Raw genomic sequence first — 16,052 nt, 5'->3', positions numbered from 1 at the left:
TGGGGTCATCCAATCAGAGCAACCGGCCGCGAGGCTCCACAGGTCGATGGCACGCTAGTGGTCGTCTCTGGAAGTTCGTCCCGGCCCCACGAACTTCCAGAGACGACCACTAGCGTGCCATCGACCTGTGGAGCCTCGCGGCCGGTTGCTCTGATTGGATGACCCCATGACGCTGATCCTCATCATCCTGGCTGTCGTGATCGTGGTGGCCGGCGCCACCACCGGGCTGGTGGTGAGCGGGCGTCGCCGCAAGGCCGCGCTGCCGCACGTCCACCCGGGACCGGAGTTGCCGGCGACCCCGTCGGCGCCTCCCGCGGCTCCCGCAGACCTGGCCGCCGAGCCGGAGCCGGTCGCTCCCGCGACCACGGTCGAACGACCGGAGGGCACCGCCTCCCGGCTGGTGCGGCTGCGTCAGCGGCTCGCCGGCCAGGGTGGCTTCGGCAAGGGCCTGCTGGCGCTGCTCAGCCGCGACCGGCTCGACGAGGACACCTGGGAGTCGATCGAGGACGTCCTCATCACCGCCGACATCGGCGTCGCGCCGACCCAGGAGCTGGTCGAGCGGCTGCGCACCCGGCTTCGCGTCGAGGGCACCGCCGCGGGCGACCCGAAGAGCGTGCTGCGCGAGGAGCTGGTGACCCTGGTCGGCCCCGAGATGGACCGCCGGCTCCAGGTCTCCGGGGCGGACGGCGCTCCGGGCGTCGTACTCGTCGTGGGCGTCAACGGCGCCGGCAAGACCACCACCGTCGGCAAGCTCGCCCGCATCCTGGTCGCCGAGGACCGCAGCGTCGTCCTCGGCGCCGCCGACACCTTCCGTGCCGCCGCCGTCGACCAACTCGCCACCTGGGGCGAGCGAGTGGGCGTCGAGGTGATCCGCGGCCCCGAGGGCGGCGATCCCGCCAGCGTCGCCTTCGAGGCTGCCAAGGAGGGCGTCGAGCGCGGCGCCGACACCGTCCTGGTCGACACCGCCGGCCGGCTGCAGAACAAGCAGGGCCTGATGGACGAGCTCGGCAAGGTCAAGCGGGTCATCGAGAAGCAGGCGCCGGTCACCGAGGTGCTGCTCGTCCTCGACGCGACCACCGGCCAGAACGGCCTGATCCAGGCCCGGGTGTTCTCCGAGGTGGTCGACGTCACCGGCATCGTGCTCACCAAGCTGGACGGCTCCGCCAAGGGCGGCATCGTGGTGCAGGTGCAGCGCGAGCTCGGCGTCCCGGTCAAGCTGGTCGGCCTCGGCGAGGGCCCCGACGACCTGGCCCCGTTCAGCCCCGAGGCGTTCGTCGACGCCCTGCTCGGCTGAGGCGGTCCCGGATGCGCGTCGCGACCGGCGTGGTGATCGTCAGCTACGGCCACCCCGACGACACGCTGCGCTGCCTGGCCGCGCTGGAGCGCTCCGAGGACCTCGACCTGCTGCCGGTCGTGATCCACAACGGCCCCGAGGACGACGACTACGACCGGCTCCGGAGGGCTGGCGACGGCCGGGTCGAGGTGATCGCCAGCGGCGACAACCTGGGCTATGCGGGCGGCTCCAACCTCGGGGTACGACGCCTGCTCAAGCACGACCTGGACCAGATCTGGCTGCTCAACCCCGACGCCATCGTCGCCCCCGACACCCTCGGCAGGCTGCGGACGGTGCTCGCCGAGGAGCCGAGGACCGGCATCGTCGGACCGCGCATCCTGTTTCCCGGTCCCGAGCAGGAGATCTGGTTCGACGGCGGCTTCGTCAATCGCGAGTTCGGCCGCACCCGTCATCGCCACTACCGTCAGCCGGCCGCGGCGCACCCGCCGAAGCGGGTGAGCGCCGACTATGTCACCGGCGCCGCCCTGCTCGCCCGTCGGCAGGTCTTCGAGCAGCTCGGCCCGCTGCCGGAGGGCTACTTCCTCTACTACGAGGAGACCGAGTGGTGCCTGCGGGCGGCCGCCGCCGGCTGGGCCGTCCGGGTCGAGCAGAACGCCACGATGGTCCACGACAAGCGCTCCAGCGACGTGCTGCCGGCGCCGTACTTCCTCTACTACATGATCCGCAACCGGGCCCGGTTCGCGGTCACGCTCGACGTCGACCCGGAGGTGGCGCTGACCGACATCCAGCAGCGCTGGGTGGCGAACTGGCGCGGCAAGATCGAGGAGCATGCGCCGGCCTGGCTGCCCGACTTCGAGCGGCTCGTCGGCCGTGCTCTGGACGACGCCCGGGCCGGCGTGACCGGCCGGGTCGACGACATCACCACCTATCCACGCCCGGAGGCCAGCAATGCCTGACTCACCCGACGCCACCGAGCTCGCCCGGCTGCGCGAGGCGTTCGAGCGGCAGCACGTGGACACCGTCGCCGAGATCGCGGCGAGTGCCGAGGAGCTGGCCGCCGAACGAGCGGAGGTCAAGGGTCTCAAGCGCCGGGTCGCCGAGCTGGAGAGCGAGCTCGCCGAGCTCCGCGCCGCGGCCGCGGCGCCGCGCGGTCTGTCCCGTCGGCGGCGCAGATGAGTCGGATCGCGTTCTTCCCCGACTATCGGATAGCGAACCCCTACCAGACGATGCTCTACCGCGATCTGGCCGCGGCCGGGGTCGAGCTGGAGGGCCGCAGCGGGTTCCGGCCGCTGCTGCGGTCGCGTATCGACGCGGCAGAGGCGGGCGAGGACCCGGGCGTGGTGCACCTGCACTGGACCTCGCCGATCCTGCAGCGCGTCGAGGGGCCGCTGCGGGCCTACCGGGTGCTGGCCGAGGTCACCGGCCTGGTCGAGGCGTTCAAGGCCGCCGGGGGCCGACTGGTGTGGACGGTCCACAACGTCATCTCGCACGACGCCCAGCACCTGTGGGGCGAGATCGAGCTGGGCCGGATGCTCACCGCACATGCCGACCTCGTCCACGTCATGTCCGAGGCGACGTACGACGCCACCGAGCCCTACTACACGATCGACCGCTCCCGCAGCGTGGTCATCGAGCACCCGAGCTATGTGGGGGAGTACCCCGACTGGATCTCCCGTGCCGGGGCCCGGGCCCGCCTCGGCCTCGACGACGGCGACCGGGTGCTGATCGCGATCGGCGGGGTGCGTCCCTACAAGGGCCTGGATCGGCTGCTGGGCGCCTTCGAGGAGCTGCGCCTCGCCGAGGACCGGCTGCGGCTGCTGGTCGCCGGCAAGCCTGGCGCCCAGGAGGGCATCGCCGAGCTGATGGCGGAACTCGCCGCCGCACCGGGGGTGGTCTGCCGCTTCGAGCACCTCCCCGACGCCGAGCTCCAGGTGTGGATGCGGGCCGCCGACCTGGCGGTGCTGCCCTACCGCGGCATCCTCAACTCGGGGGTGCTGCTGCTCGCCCAGGGCTACGGGCTGCCGGTGGTCGCGCCGGCGGTGCCGAGCCTGCACGGCCTGGCCGAGGAGCCGCATGTACGACTCTTCGACCCGGCCGACGACGCCTCGCTGCTGGAGACCATCAGGACGGCGATCGCGGACCTCGTCCTCGACCCGGCGGCACGAGAGCGTGCCGGTGCCGCGGCCAGGGCCTATGCCGAGGCTCGGCCTCCGGCGGCGATGTCCCACGCGTTCGCGCAGGCGGTAGCGCCGCTGCTGGATTGAAGGATGACCGCCGAGGTTGCGGAGGTGGTGGACGGCCGGCTACGGCGCTCGGTATCGCAGCCGAGCGCCGATCGGCTCCAGCCACCGAGGGATGGCGCGCAGTTCGCTGCCTCGCCGCTCCGGGTAGCTCGCCGCGGTGGCTGCCAGGAAGTCGCGTACGCCGGCGAAGGCATCCGGCATCGCCTCCTCGCACAGGTAGAGCAACTTCTCGGCGTCGAGTCCATAAGGGTCGTAGCGGAAGACGTCGATCTTGGCGAACGGCAACCGAGTCTGATCCAAGGCGCGGTCAGCCAGGCCGGCGGTCGGGTTCCAGCGACCCTGCCGGGGGTTGTCCCGCAGCCGGCGCCACCCTTCCCGGTCCCGGGGCATCCCGTAGCGGCGCAGCAGAAAGGCGCGGCAACGGAGTCGAGCCATGCGCAGGTCGGCATCGGTGGGCACGAAGTGGCCGGCGGCGACGAGTCCCGCATCCATCAACCGGCGGCTCATCCCCACCTCGTAGCGCCGGATCACCTTGTGGCGAGCCGAGATGGGCTCCATCCCGGCCCAGAAGTCGGCGAAGGCCGTGGAGCGTAGCGCCTGCTCACGGAAGAGCACGAAGAAGCTTTGCACATGAGGCTTGATCTCGTTGCTCATGGTGAGGCCCCAGAAGTCGGCCGGGCGAGGGGCCATGTCGGCGAAGAGGTCGGCGTAGTCGCGCAGCAAGACGTAGGTGTCATTGCAGATCGCCACCTCGTCGTAGTCGAGCAGGTCGGCCGAATCCAGGCCCACCTTGTAGGAGTAGAAGTCGTAGCCTTCGTTGCCCCTCTCGACCAACCGGGCGTGAGCGGCGAGCCAGCGCCGGGACTCCTCGCGCAGGTCGGCGGTCGAGACGACCACCAGGTCGTCGAACCAGCTGGCCAGGGCCGTGACCTGGCGCCGGACGTGTGGCCCGAGCGCGCCGGTGGGGTCGTAGTGAGCCATGACTGCCAGTCGTCGCAAGGGCCTGCCTTTCGGGGTTCGATACGGGGCAAAGGTAGTCTGTGGCGTCCTCACACTGGTGGACACGGGTAGATGGGGCATGAGATGAGTTCAGCGAACGGGACCGAGTCGGCGACCGCCGAATACGGTGAGTTCTACTATGACGGCTCGCATCTTGGCGGCGACGAGGAATACTCCTGGGACTCCGAGCCTTGGCGAGCTTTCTTCCGCGGGGCGGCGAACCGGATCAAGACCTCGCTCGGACCGCACCGGACGCTGGACGTCGGTTGTGCGCGTGGGCTGTTGGTCCAGGCCCTGGCCGAGCTCGGGGTGGACGCCCGCGGGTTCGACATCTCCGAATACGCCGTGCAGACCGCGGACCCGCAGGTGCGCGACCGGCTGCAGGTCGCGTCGGCGACCGACGTGATCGAGGGGCGCTACGACCTGATCACCTGCGTCGAGGTGGTCGAGCACATGACGCAAGCCGACGCGCTCACCGCGATCGACAACATGTGCGCCGCGAGCGACCGGGTGCTGCTCAGTTCGACGCCGACCGACTTCGGCGAGGCGACCCATGTCAACGTGCGCCCGACAGCCGATTGGGCGAGCTATTTCGCCGAGCGAGGCTTCTTTCGGCGTACGGACTTCGACGCCAGCTTCCTGACACCGTGGGCGGTGCTGTTCGAGCGTGCCGACCGGCAACCGGCCGCGGTGGTGCACCAGTACGAGACCTTGCTCTCCCCGCTCCAGCTGGAGGTCTTCGAGAAGCGGCAGGCCCTGGTCGCCGTCGACCGGGAGCGCAACGACCTTCGCCGCGCTCTCGGCGACCTGCAGGACCGCGACCCGGCCCCGGACCCGCGCGAGGCACGTGCCCGCGAGGTCATCCTCAGTGACCAGGCGCTGCTGGCGAATCACGCCGAACTGGTCTCCCGCGACAGCGTCGTGGGACTCGAAGCGACGATCGTGAGGCTGGAGGCCGAGTTGGCCGCACAGCGCGCGCGTGCCCGCACCCTGCGCCGGCGCCTTCGCGAGGCCCTCGCGGAGACGAAGTCCTTGCGGCAGTCGCACACCTGGCGTGTCGGCCGCGTCGTGACCTCCCCGCTCGGGAAGCTCAAGCGATGACCGCGACGCGGACAGAGCCTCCGCTCTTCTCCATCGTCACTCCGGTCTACAACCCGCCGATCTCGGCGATGCGCGAGATGGTGGACTCCGTGCTCGCCCAGACGTTGGACGACTGGGAGTTGATCCTGGTCGACGACTGCTCGCCCGATCCGGAGGTCAGGCGTGTCCTCCGCGACTACGTCGCTCACGATCCGCGGATCCGGCTGGTGGAGCGGGAGACGAACGGGCACATCGTGGCCGCCTCCAACGACGGGGTCGCGTTGGCCCGGGGCACCTTCGTCGGCCTGCTCGACCACGACGACATGCTCGTTCGGACCGCGTTGCAGCGCAATGCCGAGGTCATCGCCGCTCACGACGACGTCGACTACATCTATTCCGACGAGGACAAGATCGACGCCGACGGCAAGCACTACCACCACTTCTACAAGCCCGACTGGTCACCGGAGCGATTCCGCGGCCATATGTACACCTGTCACTTCTCGGTGATCAGGAGAACTGTCCTGGACCAGGTCGGCGGTTTCCGGGAAGGTTTCGACGGCTCCCAGGACTACGACCTGGTGCTGCGGGTGACCGAGGTCGCTCGGCGCATCGAGCACATCCCCAAGGTGCTTTACCACTGGCGGGTGGTGCCCGGATCGACGTCGGGCGACCCGGATGCCAAGCCTTATGCCTACATCGCGGCCCAGAAGGCGATTCAAGAGCACCTCGAACGCCAGGGTCTGGCCGGGACGGTCCGGCAGGGCGTGTCGCAGGGCCTCTACCGGATCGAGCGGCCGTTGCCCGCCGAACGCCGGGTCAGTGTCGTCATCCCCACGCGCGGTGACCTGACCGTCGTCTGGGCGCGCGAGCGACGCCTCGTGGTCGAGGCGGTTCGTTCGTTGCTGGCTCGTACCGAGCACGACAACCTCGAGATCGTCGTCGTCTACGACGCAGTCACTCCGGCGTCGGTGCTCGACGAACTGCAGGCGATCGCCGGCGATCGGTTGGTGTTGGTGAGGTTCGACGAGCCTTTCAACTACAGCCGCAAGATCAACTTCGGGGTGCTTGCCGCAACCGGGGATCGCATCGTCCTGCTCAACGACGACATCGAGGTCCGCACCGACCGATGGCTGGAGGAGTTGGTCGCGCCGCTGGAGGATCCCGGCGTCGGCGCGACCGGCGCGAAGCTCTTCTTCAGCGACGGCAGGATCCAGCACATCGGGCTTTCCTTCACTCACGACGGCTATTTCCACCCCTATTGGATGTCGCCCGGAGATGTCTTCGGCGACTTTGGCGAGGCGGTCGTGAGCCGTGAAGTCAGTGGCGTGACCGCCGCCTGTATGGCGATGCGCCGCGAGGTATTCCTCGAAGTCGGCGGATTCAGCGAGCGGCTGCCCGTCAACTACAACGACGTCGACCTCAACTACAAGATCCGTGCTGCCGGCTATCGGGTCCTCTACATCGCCAGCTGTGAGCTCTACCATTTCGAGTCGCTGACCCGCGGACACGCGACCCGCGGTGAGGCCTGGGAGCGGGAGATCGTCGTCAACCGTTGGGGCCGACCCCGTCGAGACGCCTATACGCCGGACGCGCCCAATGTGCCGATCGCACTGCTCTCGGCGAGGAGGCGTCAACGCGCCCGCTCCTGACTGTGGTGCTCCGTCGGAGCCTCATGGCCACTTGGCGACTGCCCTGACGAGCCCGCGCCGTTACCTGTTCGAAACAGAGGCGGGGTATCTGTGTCATTCCCGAAACATTCGGCTGGCGATGCGGAAATACGGACCCGCGAAGGTGGCAGAACGCTTGTTCGTGTCCCGACTGGAGGTCTGAGTGGACGGCTACTACGCCTGGATGATCGTGGCGACCGCCTTCGTCCTGATGATGACGACGCCGGCGCTGGCGCTGTTCTACGGCGGCATGAGCCGCGCGAAGTCGGTGCTCAACATGATGATGATGTCGTTCGTCAGCATGGGCGTCGTCGGCATCGTCTACTACCTGTGGGGCTGGTCGATGTCCTTCGGGACCGACGGCACCGACTTCTTCGCCAACCCGTTCACGCTCTTCGGCCTCAAGGATGTCGAGTGGAGCAGCTTCATCGGCGTCTCGTTCCAGATGACCTTTGCCGTCATCACCGCAGCGCTGATCAGCGGCGCGCTCGCCGACCGCGTGAAGATCTCCGCCTGGATCGTGTTCATCGTGTTCTGGGTGACGCTGTGCTACTTCCCGATCGCCCACATGGTGTGGGGCGGCGGCTTCATCGCCGAGCACTGGGCGCCGCAGGACTACGCCGGCGGCACCGTGGTGCACATCAACGCCGGCATCTCCGCGCTGGTCCTGGTGCTGATCATCGGCCGCCGGGCAGGCTTCGGGAAGGAGCCCATCCGGCCGCACAACCTGCCGCTCACGCTGACCGGGGCCGGGCTGCTGTGGATGGGCTGGTACGGCTTCAACGTCGGCTCGATCGTCTTCGCGCCGGACGCCTCGATCGAGGACCAGATGAGCCAGTTCATGTCCGAGACCGGCACCACCTTCGTCAACACCACCATCGCCACCATGGCCGCGATGCTCGCCTGGCTGCTCGTCGAGTGGATCACCCTCGGCAAGGCCACCTCGCTCGGGGCGGCCTCCGGCATCGTGGCCGGTCTGGTCGCCATCACGCCCTCCTGCGGCGCGGTGACCCTGGTCGGCGCGATCGTGATCGGTGCCGTCGCCGGAGCGCTGTGCGCACTGGCCGTGGGCCTGAAGTTCAAGTTCGCGTACGACGACTCGCTCGACGTCGTCGGGGTGCACCTGGTCGGCGGCATCACCGGCAGCCTGCTGATCGGGCTGGTGTCCAGTGCCTCCGCGCCCGGTGGCATCGACGGGCTGTTCTACGGCGGCGGGCTGGCCTCGCTCGGCAACCAGGTCATGGGTGTCCTGGTCACGGTCGTGTGGACCGGCGTCATCACCGTGATCCTCGGCCTGGCCATCAAGTACACCATCGGCTGGCGCATCGCCGACGAGGCCGAGTCCGACGGCATCGACGCCGACCAGCACGGTGAGACCGCCTACGACATCGCCGCCGGAACGGGGGTCCTCGCGTGAAGCTCGTGACCGCGGTCATCAAGCCGCACAAGTGGGAGGACGTGCGCGAGGCGCTGGAGACCTTCGGCGTCACCGGCATGACCGTCAGCGAGGTCAGCGGCTACGGCCGGCAGAAGGGCCATACCGAGGTCTATCGCGGTGCCGAGTACGACATCGCGCTGGTGCCCAAGATCCGCATCGAGATCGTCGTCGAGGACGGCGACGCCACCGATGTGGTCGGCCTGATCGTCAGCACCGCCCAGACCGGTCGGATCGGTGACGGCAAGGTGTGGCTCAGCCCGATCGAGACCGTGGTACGCGTCCGCACCGGCGACCGCGACGCGGCCGCCCTCTAAGGTTGGTGACTGTGAAGCTCGTCACGGCGGTCATCAAGCCGCACAAGTGGGAGGACGTCCGGGTCGCCCTCGAGGCGGTCGGGGTCACCGGCATGACCGTCAGTGAGGTCAGCGGCTACGGCCGGCAGAAGGGCCATACCGAGGTCTATCGCGGTGCTGAGTACGACATCGCGCTGGTGCCCAAGATCCGCATCGAGATCGTCGTCGAGGACGGCGACGTCGAGGCGATCGTCGAGGCGGTCGTCGGCAGCGCCCAGACCGGTCGGATCGGCGACGGCAAGGTCTGGGTGAGCGCCATCGAGACCGTCGTACGCGTCCGCACCGGCGACCGCGACGAAGCCGCGATCTGACCGATCCCGGGAATACGTGACCGCCGAGGAGCGCGCCGCGCGCACCGCCGCGGCGGACATGCTCTGCATCGGGTCTTATCAGGCGGCGTCCGGCCCGGCGGCCGGAGTAGCGCTGGTCGCGGTGGGGGGCTACGGCCGTGGCGAGCTTGCCGTCCACTCCGATCTCGACGTCGTCCTGGTCCACGACCCCGAGATCGAGGTCGGCGACCTTGCCGAGCGGCTGTGGTACCCGCTCTGGGACACCGGAGTCGCTCTGGACCACTCGGTGCGCTCGCTGCCCGAGATGGCGAGCGCCGCCGAGGCCGACGTCCGCGTCGCGCTCGGCCTGCTCGATGCGCGCCATCTCGCCGGCGACCACGGACTCACCCTCCAGCTCCGCAGCCAGACCCTCGCCCAGTGGCGCCAACAGGCGCGGCAGCGGCTGCCGGAGCTGCGCCGCCTGGTCGAGCAACGCCACCGCCTGCTCGGCGAGCTGGCCCACGCCAGCGTCCCCGACCTGAAGGAGGCTGCCGGCGGCCTCCGCGACGCCACCACCCTGCGGGCGCTGAGCGCTACCTGGCTGGTGGACGTGCCGCACGCAGACCTGGAGTCGGCCCGGCGAGGTTTGCTCGACTGTCGCGACGTGGTGCACGACCTCGCCGGCCGGGCCACCGACCGGGTCGGTCCAGAGATGTGGGCGCCGCTGGCGCAGCAGCTCGGCCTGCCCGACCAGGGCGCCGCCCAGGCGCTGGTACGCCGGCTGGGACGGCGCATCGCCCACCTCAGCCGGCTCACCTGGCGCCGCGTCGACGGCGTGCTGGCCCGGCCGCGCAGCTCCGGGCCCCGTCGTCCTGAGCTGACGCCGCTGGCTCCGGGTATCGCGCTCGCCGCCGGCGAGGTGGTGCTCGCCCGCGGCGCCCAGCCGGCGACGGATCCGCTGCTGCTGCTCCGCGCCGCCGCGGAGGCGGCCGAGCACGACGTACTGCTGGCGCCGCCCACGGCTGCCCGGCTGGCCGCCGAGGGAGCGGCGCTGCCGACACCCTGGCCGGCCGAGGCCAGACGGCTGTTCGTCAGGCTGCTGGCCTCCGGCGCCGGCCTGCTCGCGGTCTGGGAGACCCTCGACGAGACCGGGGCTGTGGACCGGATCCTGCCCGAGTGGCAGCGGATCCGGCTGCTGCCGCACGCCTCGCAGATCCACCGCTTCACCGTCGACCGCCACGTGATCGAGACCTGCATGGCCGCCGCCTCGCTGATCCGGACCGTCGCCCGGCCCGACGTGCTCATGGTCGCGGCGCTGCTCCACGACATCGGCAAGGGCGGACTCGTCGAGCACAGCGTGGCCGGAGCCCCGGTGGCGCGGGCGGCGGCCGAACGGATGGGCTTCGACGCCGCCGGCGTCGAGCTGATCGAGACCCTGGTCCGCTGGCACCTGCTGCTCTCGACCACCGCGACGACCCGTGATCCCGACGACCCCGCCACGGTCGAGGCCGTCACCGCCCGGATCACCAGCGCGGAGGCGCTGGCGCTGCTCACCGCGCTGACCGAGGCCGATGCCCGCGCCACCAGCCCGAAGGCGTGGTCGAGGTGGCGCTCCTCGCTGATCCTCGACCTCGCCCGTCGTGCCGGCGCGGTTCTGGCCGACGGCACCGCGCCGCAGCTGCTCACCGAGGACGTGCCCATCCCCGACGAGGTCCGCCACGGCGGCGTCCGGATCGAGGTCACCTCCGGCCCCGACGGCTCTCGGATCACCGTGGTCGCTCCCGATCGGGTGGGCCTGCTCGCCGATGTCGCCGGCACGCTTGCGATGCAGCGGATCCGGGTTCGGGCCGCACGGGTGTGGTCGCAGGAGGAGAACGACATCGTCGTGGGCGTCTCGGTATGGGAGGTCGACGACGACCAGCCCGACGCCCGGCTGTTGCGCGAGCGGTACGCCGCGGTCAGCGAGCGCCGGATCGACCCCGCCGAGCGGATCCGGCAGCGCGGCCCGTGGCTGCCCCCCAGCGTCGTCGTACGTCCCGAGGCATCCAGCCAGGCCACGGTCATCGAGGTGCGCACCCAAGACCACCCCGGCGTCGTCTACACCGTCTGCACGGCCCTCGCCCGGCTCGACGTCACCGTCCGCTCCGCCCACGTCGACACCCTCGGCCCGCAGGCGGTCGACGTCTTCTACGTCCAGGAAGCGCATGCCGGTGCGCTGCCCGACCGACGCGCGGCCGAGGCCGCCCACGCCGTCCGTGCGGCACTCTCGGGGGAGTCCACCTAGGATTGCAGGGTGTTCGCCACCCTCTCCGATCGCCTTGCCGACACCTTCAAGTCCCTGCGGGGGAAGGGCCGGCTCTCCGAGGCCGACATCGACGCCACCGCACGCGAGATCCGCATCGCGCTGCTGGAGGCCGACGTCGCGCTGCCGGTCGTCAAGGACTTCGTGGCCGCGATCAAGGAGCGCGCTCGCGGCGAGGAGGTCTCCCAAGCCCTCAACCCCGCGCAGCAGGTCGTCAAGATCGTCAACGAGGAGCTCGTCGCCATCCTCGGCGGCGAGACCCGCCGGCTGCAGTTCGCCAAGAGCGGCCCGACCATCATCATGCTGGCCGGCCTGCAGGGCGCCGGCAAGACGACGCTGGCCGCCAAACTGGCGCTCTGGCTCAAGGGCCAGGGCATGTCGCCGCTGCTGGTGGCGTGCGACCTGCAGCGGCCCAACGCCGTCAACCAGCTCCAGGTCAACGGCGGGCGGGTCGGCGTGCCGGTCTTCGCGCCACAGCCCGGCAACGGCGTCGGAAACCCGGTCGCGGTGGCGCGGGAGTCGGTGGAGGAGGCCAAGCGCAAGCTCCACGACGTGATCATCGTCGACACCGCCGGCCGGCTCGGCATCGACGCCGAGCTGATGAAGCAGGCCGCCGACATCCGCGACGCGATCTCGCCCGACGAGGTGCTGTTCGTGGTCGACGCGATGATCGGCCAGGACGCCGTCACCACGGCCAAGGCGTTCCTCGACGGCGTCGGCTACGACGGCGTCGTGCTGACCAAGCTCGACGGCGACGCCCGTGGCGGCGCGGCGCTGTCGATCGTGTCGCTGACCGGGAAGCCGATCATGTTCGCCTCCAACGGCGAGAAGATGACCGACTTCGACCTGTTCCACCCCGACCGGATGGCCGGCCGGATCCTCGACATGGGTGACATGCTCACGCTGATCGAGCAGGCCGAGAAGGCGTTCGACGCCGAGGAGGCCGCCGCGGCCGCGGCGAAGGTCGCCACCGGCGAGTTCACCCTCGACGACTTCCTGGCGCAGATGCAGCAGCTGCGCAAGCTCGGCTCGATGTCGAAGCTGATGGGGATGCTGCCCGGCATGGGCCAGTTCCGGCAGCAGCTGGACAACTTCGATGAGCGCGAGATCGACCGGATCCAGGCGATCATCCAGTCGATGACACCAGGGGAGCGGGCCAACCCCAAGCTCATCGACGGCTCCCGCCGGCTCCGGATCGCGAAGGGCGCCGGCCGCCAGGTCTCCGACGTCAACCAGCTCGTCGACCGCTTCTTCGAGGCGAAGAAGGTCATGCAGCAGATGATGAGCGGCGGCGGCGTCCCCGGGATGCCCGGCGCCCCCGGCCAGGGCTTCGGCAAGCGGGCGGGGGCTCGCCAGCAGGCCAAGCAGAAGAAGGGCAAGGGCGCCCGCAGGTCCGGCAACCCGGCAAAGGCCGCGGCGCAGGCCCAGGCCGCCGCGCAGCGGGCGGCGGAGAAGCCGGCCGCCAACCCGTTCGCCGTCCCCACCGGGGAGGAGGTCGACTACGAGTCGGCCGCCGCCCAGCTCAACCTCCCCAAGGACTTCTCCAAGTTCCTGAAGTGACCCCTCGGTGACCGGTCGCAAACTGACACGGGAACCCCGGTGACCGGTCGCAAAATGACACGAGAACCCCGGTGAGCAGTCGCAAAGTCACCCGCACCGTGCTCGTCGTCGACGCTGCCAACGTCGTCGGCGCCCGCCCGGACGGCTGGTGGAAGGACCGCGCCGGCGCCGCCCGCCGGCTGCACGAGCAGCTGCTCGTCGCCGACCTGCCGTACGACGTGATCGTGCTGGTGCTGGAGGGCGGCGCGAAGGCCGGTGTGAGACCCGGCAAGGACGCTCACGTGCGCACCGTCCACGCCCCCAAGGACGGCGACTCCAAGATCGCCGCCGAGGCGCGGGCGGCCGCCGAACAGGGCCATCGGGTCACCGTGATCACCGCCGACCGGGCGCTGGCCGCCAACGTCTCCGGGGTGGCGATGACGCTCAGCCCGAGCTGGCTGCTCGACCGACTCTGAGAACGTGCTGGGAAGCCCTGACCTGCTGCGCGACGCCCCGGGTCAGGCGAGGGCGGGGATGACCTCGCGCGCGAACAGCTCGATGCCGGAACGGTCGTAGGCGGCCTCGGGGAAGTAGGTGATCGCATAGGCCATCCCCGCCGCGCCCAGCTGCCCCAGCCGCTCCACGATCTGCTCGGGGGTGCCGGTCAAGCCGGCCTTGACCCGGCGGGCGTACTCGGCCGCGGCGCCCTCACCGAGTGTCTTGGCGATCTGCGCCTCATACCACCCCAGCCGCTCCCGCACCTCGGCCTCGGTCGACCCCACGATGATGTTGTAGTTGGCCGAGCGGGTGATCTCCTCGACGTCGCGGCCCAGGTCCTCACAGTGCCCGCGCAGCAGCTCCGACTTGTGAGTGAAGCCCTCCAGGGTGCCGTCGAAGTTGGTGTAGTCGGCGTGCTCGGCCGCGATCCGCAGCGTCACCTTCTCGCCGCCGCCGGCGATCCACAGCGGGATGCCCGACCGCGCGGTCTGCAGCGGCAGCGGCCGGACGATGGCGCCGTCGACCTGGTAGTAGCGGCCGTCGAGCGTCGCGGTGCCGGTGGTCCACGCCTGCCGGAAGATCCGCACCCCCTCGCGGAGCATCCCGAGCCGGTCGCGCGCCTCCGGGAAGCCGTAGCCGTAGGCGCGCCACTCGTGCTCGTACCACCCGGCGCCGATGCCCATCTCGACCCGCCCGCCCGAGACGTGGTCGACGGTCGCGGCCACCTTCGCGAGATAGACCGGGTTGCGATAGCTCATACAGGTGCACATCTGACCCAGCCGCACCCGGGACGTCACGGCGCCGAACGCGCTCATCAGCGTCCACGCCTCGTGGGTCGCCTCCTCCGACGGCTGCGGCGTGGTGTGGAAGTGGTCGTAGACCCAGACGCTCTCCCAGCCGGGCTCGCCGTCGGCGTACCTCACCAGGTCGCTCATGACGTCCCAATGCCGGGCGGGGTCGATGCCGACCAGATCGAAGCGCCAGCCCTGCGGGACGAAGAGACCGAACCTCATGCTCGGAGCCTAGATGATTGATGCACGGATCTCGCACGCTGCGCGACCCTCGGCATCCACGCTCGCGGCGTTGCCGACGCTCGACAGGCACCCGGCCTGCCTTCGCGCCGAGGTCTGAACGAAGTGGCCTTGGCGAGCGCGGCGCCGAGCGCCGCTCGCCGCACGATCCCCATGCATCAATCATCCAGCGAGGACCGATAGCGTCAGCGCCATGACGGTGCTCAAGTTCCACGGTCCGGTGCTGCCCTCCGGCGAGATCAAGGACCTGTACGTCGTCGACGGCCGGATCACCTACGAGGCCCAGTCGGGCGCGGAGAGCGTCGCCAGCGGCTGGATCGTGCCCGGGCTGGTCGACGCCCACTGTCACGTCGGCCTCGGCCCGACCGGCGCCGTCGACGACGCGACCGCCGAGGCCCAGGCGATCGCGGACCGCGACGGCGGGGCGCTGCTGCTGCGCGACGCCGGCTCTGCCGCCGACACCCGGTGGATGGACGAGCGCGCCGACCTGCCCCGGCTGATCCGGGCGGGGCGCCATGTCGGCCGCACCGCCCGCTACATGCGCGGCTACGCCGACGAGGTGGAGCCCGAGGGCCTGGCCGAGACCGTCGCCCGGCAGGCGCAGCGCGGCGACGGCTGGGTCAAGCTGGTCGGCGACTGGATCGACCGGGCCGCCGGCGACCTGATGCCGTCCTTCGCTCCCGAGGACTTCGCCGCCGCCGTCAAGGCCGCCCACGACCAGGGCGCCAAGGTCACCGCGCACTGCTTCGGCCATGCGGTGCTGCCGGGCCTGATCGAGGCCGGCATCGACTGCATCGAGCACGGCACCGGCCTCACTCCCGATCTCGTCGACGCGATGGTGGCGCAGGGGACCGCGCTGGTGCCCACCGTGGCCCAGCTGGAGATCTTCCCGGACCTGGCCGCCCAGGCGGGCGCCAAGTTCCCGACGTACGCCGCCACCATGACCGATCTGTTCGAGCACCGTCGCGAGACGATCATGAGCGCCTACGAGGCCGGCGTCCCGCTCTACGCCGGCTCCGACGGCGCCGGCGGCCAGCACCACGGGGTCCTCCATGTCGAGCTCAAGGCGATGCACGACCTCGGCCTGCCGGCGGAGACCGTGCTCGGCGCCGGCTCCTGGCGGGCCCGGGAGTGGCTGGGCTTCACTCCCGACCTGGCCGAGGGCAGCGAGGCCGACTTCGTCGTCTACGACGCGGATCCGCTGGCCGACATCTCGGTAGTGGCGACGCCGTCGGTGGTCGTGCTGCGCGGCGCGGTGGTCTGATACATCACCCGGGCCCGGCTGCGCACACCTCTGCGCACACCTCTTCGACGCGGCCGCCGGCCCCGCGGTTGCGCC

At 70.5% G+C, this 16,052-nt stretch carries 15 protein-coding genes; 13 read left to right on the top strand and 2 right to left on the bottom strand.

Annotated elements, in window-relative coordinates; all coding sequences use genetic code 11:
- Positions 1–166 precede the first annotated feature (166 nt).
- From ftsY to QM595_RS06470, 4 genes are read left to right on the top strand one after another with little or no spacing between them, the layout of a single operon-like run.
- Positions 167–1,294, top strand: coding sequence for a signal recognition particle-docking protein FtsY (ftsY, locus tag QM595_RS06485; RefSeq protein ID WP_415170714.1), 1,128 nt, complete (start codon positions 167–169; stop codon positions 1,292–1,294).
- Positions 1,295–1,305: 11 nt separating this feature from the next.
- A complete protein-coding gene (locus QM595_RS06480; RefSeq protein WP_415170713.1) occupies positions 1,306–2,250 on the top strand; it encodes a glycosyltransferase family 2 protein in 945 nt (314 codons plus the stop codon).
- Positions 2,243–2,470 (top strand): hypothetical protein, encoded by a 228-nt coding sequence (locus tag QM595_RS06475; protein ID WP_415170712.1) that lies wholly within the window; start codon positions 2,243–2,245, stop codon positions 2,468–2,470. The genes QM595_RS06480 and QM595_RS06475 overlap by 8 nt, the downstream gene beginning before the upstream one ends.
- Positions 2,467–3,558: a glycosyltransferase gene (locus QM595_RS06470; protein WP_415170711.1), complete on the top strand. Its 1,092-nt coding sequence runs from the start codon at positions 2,467–2,469 to the stop codon at positions 3,556–3,558. Before QM595_RS06475 ends, QM595_RS06470 begins: the two co-directional genes overlap by 4 nt.
- A 39-nt stretch (positions 3,559–3,597) precedes the next feature.
- On the opposite strand, the gene QM595_RS06465 is transcribed toward QM595_RS06470, so the two are convergent.
- Entirely contained in the window at positions 3,598–4,518 is a 921-nt protein-coding gene (locus QM595_RS06465; protein WP_415170710.1) for a rhamnan synthesis F family protein, read from the bottom strand.
- A gap of 102 nt (positions 4,519–4,620) precedes the next feature.
- On the opposite strand from QM595_RS06465, the gene QM595_RS06460 reads away from it, so the two are divergent.
- From QM595_RS06460 to QM595_RS06425, 8 genes are all read left to right on the top strand, one after another.
- Positions 4,621–5,637, top strand: a complete 1,017-nt coding sequence (locus QM595_RS06460) for a class I SAM-dependent methyltransferase (protein ID WP_415170709.1) — start codon at positions 4,621–4,623, stop codon at positions 5,635–5,637.
- Positions 5,634–7,265 (top strand): glycosyltransferase family 2 protein, encoded by a 1,632-nt coding sequence (locus QM595_RS06455; protein WP_415170708.1) that lies wholly within the window; start codon positions 5,634–5,636, stop codon positions 7,263–7,265. The genes QM595_RS06460 and QM595_RS06455 overlap by 4 nt, the downstream gene beginning before the upstream one ends.
- A 181-nt stretch (positions 7,266–7,446) precedes the next feature.
- Positions 7,447–8,700 (top strand): ammonium transporter, encoded by a 1,254-nt coding sequence (locus tag QM595_RS06450; protein ID WP_415170707.1) that lies wholly within the window; start codon positions 7,447–7,449, stop codon positions 8,698–8,700.
- Positions 8,697–9,035, top strand: a complete 339-nt coding sequence (locus QM595_RS06445; RefSeq protein WP_415170706.1) for a P-II family nitrogen regulator — start codon at positions 8,697–8,699, stop codon at positions 9,033–9,035. Before QM595_RS06450 ends, QM595_RS06445 begins: the two co-directional genes overlap by 4 nt.
- Before the next feature lie 11 nt (positions 9,036–9,046).
- Positions 9,047–9,385: a P-II family nitrogen regulator gene (locus QM595_RS06440; protein ID WP_415170705.1), complete on the top strand. Its 339-nt coding sequence runs from the start codon at positions 9,047–9,049 to the stop codon at positions 9,383–9,385.
- A gap of 16 nt (positions 9,386–9,401) precedes the next feature.
- Positions 9,402–11,627 (top strand): [protein-PII] uridylyltransferase, encoded by a 2,226-nt coding sequence (locus QM595_RS06435; RefSeq protein ID WP_415170704.1) that lies wholly within the window; start codon positions 9,402–9,404, stop codon positions 11,625–11,627.
- A gap of 9 nt (positions 11,628–11,636) precedes the next feature.
- Entirely contained in the window at positions 11,637–13,205 is a 1,569-nt protein-coding gene (ffh, locus tag QM595_RS06430) for a signal recognition particle protein (protein WP_415170703.1), read from the top strand.
- A gap of 71 nt (positions 13,206–13,276) precedes the next feature.
- Positions 13,277–13,660 (top strand): hypothetical protein, encoded by a 384-nt coding sequence (locus tag QM595_RS06425; RefSeq protein WP_415170702.1) that lies wholly within the window; start codon positions 13,277–13,279, stop codon positions 13,658–13,660.
- Between the two features lie 42 nt (positions 13,661–13,702).
- Here QM595_RS06425 and QM595_RS06420 read toward each other — a convergent pair whose 3' ends face one another.
- Positions 13,703–14,695 (bottom strand): LLM class F420-dependent oxidoreductase, encoded by a 993-nt coding sequence (locus QM595_RS06420; RefSeq protein WP_415170701.1) that lies wholly within the window; start codon positions 14,693–14,695, stop codon positions 13,703–13,705.
- A gap of 211 nt (positions 14,696–14,906) precedes the next feature.
- Here QM595_RS06420 and QM595_RS06415 point away from each other — a divergent pair, with 211 nt between their 5' ends.
- Positions 14,907–15,977, top strand: a complete 1,071-nt coding sequence (locus QM595_RS06415) for an amidohydrolase family protein (RefSeq protein WP_415170700.1) — start codon at positions 14,907–14,909, stop codon at positions 15,975–15,977.
- The last annotated feature ends 75 nt before the right edge of the window (positions 15,978–16,052 follow it).

Source organism: Nocardioides sp. (genome assembly GCF_047607185.1).
Classification (GTDB): Bacteria; Actinomycetota; Actinomycetes; order Propionibacteriales; family Nocardioidaceae; genus Nocardioides.
Note: the sequence above shows the minus strand (reverse complement) of the source record. Positions and strands in the feature narration are given on the sequence as shown.

What these genes read in the sequence shown, in the direction of transcription:
- QM595_RS06475 (WP_415170712.1), top strand. Translation starts at nt 2,243, where the DNA reads ATGCCTGACTCACCCGACGCCACCGAGCTCGCCCGGCTGCGCGAGGCG.
- QM595_RS06415 (WP_415170700.1), top strand. Translation starts at nt 14,907, where the DNA reads ATGACGGTGCTCAAGTTCCACGGTCCGGTGCTGCCCTCCGGCGAGATC.
- QM595_RS06420 (WP_415170701.1), bottom strand. Translation starts at nt 14,695, where the DNA reads ATGAGGTTCGGTCTCTTCGTCCCGCAGGGCTGGCGCTTCGATCTGGTC.
- ftsY (WP_415170714.1), top strand. Translation starts at nt 167, where the DNA reads ATGACGCTGATCCTCATCATCCTGGCTGTCGTGATCGTGGTGGCCGGC.
- QM595_RS06460 (WP_415170709.1), top strand. Translation starts at nt 4,621, where the DNA reads ATGAGTTCAGCGAACGGGACCGAGTCGGCGACCGCCGAATACGGTGAG.
- QM595_RS06465 (WP_415170710.1), bottom strand. Translation starts at nt 4,518, where the DNA reads ATGGCTCACTACGACCCCACCGGCGCGCTCGGGCCACACGTCCGGCGC.
- QM595_RS06455 (WP_415170708.1), top strand. Translation starts at nt 5,634, where the DNA reads ATGACCGCGACGCGGACAGAGCCTCCGCTCTTCTCCATCGTCACTCCG.
- QM595_RS06470 (WP_415170711.1), top strand. Translation starts at nt 2,467, where the DNA reads ATGAGTCGGATCGCGTTCTTCCCCGACTATCGGATAGCGAACCCCTAC.
- QM595_RS06480 (WP_415170713.1), top strand. Translation starts at nt 1,306, where the DNA reads ATGCGCGTCGCGACCGGCGTGGTGATCGTCAGCTACGGCCACCCCGAC.